Source organism: Campylobacter concisus, from assembly GCF_902460545.1.
GTDB classification, from domain to species: domain Bacteria; phylum Campylobacterota; class Campylobacteria; order Campylobacterales; family Campylobacteraceae; genus Campylobacter_A; species Campylobacter_A concisus_AE.
In genome coordinates this window covers 1-1,163 of sequence record NZ_CABPUE010000016.1, presented here as the reverse complement: position 1 = coordinate 1,163, position 1,163 = coordinate 1, and the positions used below count along the sequence as shown (strand labels likewise).

The following is a 1,163-nucleotide window of genomic DNA, read 5'->3' as shown; positions in this document are numbered from 1 at the left end:
TAATAATATTGATGATGCCATAAGACAAATTGAAATCTGCAATAATACACCAACTATTGGGATTATAGAAAAAAATAGTTTTACTAAAGTTGAGCTTGAGGATAAAAATAAATTGGATTTGTCTATTTATATTCCTAGAAGCAAGTTTTTAGAGGCTTTGAACAGAATTTTTAAAGATAATGATGTGCTAATTATTGGAACCACTGGAAACACATCAAGAGAAATGTATACATTTATGAAAAATACAAATAATTTTTATATGGTTGGAAATATGGGTGGAGCTTTAAGCATTGGACTTGGAGCTGCTAAGGCAGGTAAAAATGTTATAGTATGTGGTGGTGATGCAGAATTTGTTATGCACATGGGTGGACTTGCTACTGCCGGAAGATATAAAAATGACATAAATTTAACTTACGTTTTATTTGATAATGAGTCAAATAAATCTACTGGTGGACAGAGTACATATCAAAAGCATTTAGATTATATAAGCATCGCAAAAGCGTGTGGACTATATGTAGTTGATAACATAGTTTATGGTGTTGAAGAATTTGAACAAAAAGTAAAAATTGTTAAAGGATTAAAATTTATCCATGTGAAGTGTGGTCTAGATAATGAAGTACCAAGACCGCCACTAAAAGTTGTAAAAGTTAATAAATTTAATTAAAAATATAAAAATAAACTTAACAAAAGGGATATTTTAAAAAAAGATATGATAAATACAGCAGTTATACTGGCAGCAGGTTTCGGAAGTAGGTTAAAAGAAAGGACAAAATTAAAACCAAAAGGTTTCTTAGAAATAGAAGGTATTTCTCTTGTCAAAAGAAGTATAGATAATTTATTATCATGTGGAATTGAAAAAATATATATAGGTACTGGCTATTTGGCTGAAATATATGAAAAATTTTCACTTAATTATCCACAAATAGAAACAGTTAAAAGTGATAAGTACGAGATAACTAGTAGTATGTATACTCTTTATTGTATGAGAGAAAAGTTAAATGATGATTTTTTGCTCCTTGAGTCCGACTTATTATATGAAAAAGATGCATTAAAATTTCTTCTTGAAGATGAATTGGACAATGTTGTTTTAGCAAGTGATAAAACAAATTCGAATGATGAAGTATATATAGAGACCGATGAAAACTATAGTCTTATTTCTGTAT

General features: G+C 28.5%; 2 protein-coding genes. Both read left to right on the top strand.

The features are described from left to right. Nucleotides 1-664: thiamine pyrophosphate-dependent enzyme (locus FZ949_RS09195; protein ID WP_262367798.1), on the top strand; the 664-nt coding region annotated here is incomplete at its 5' end. A 45-nt stretch (nt 665-709) separates the two neighbouring features. Continuing rightward, on the top strand, nt 710-1,163 hold a 454-nt coding region (locus FZ949_RS09190), incomplete at its 3' end, for an NTP transferase domain-containing protein (RefSeq protein WP_148790370.1).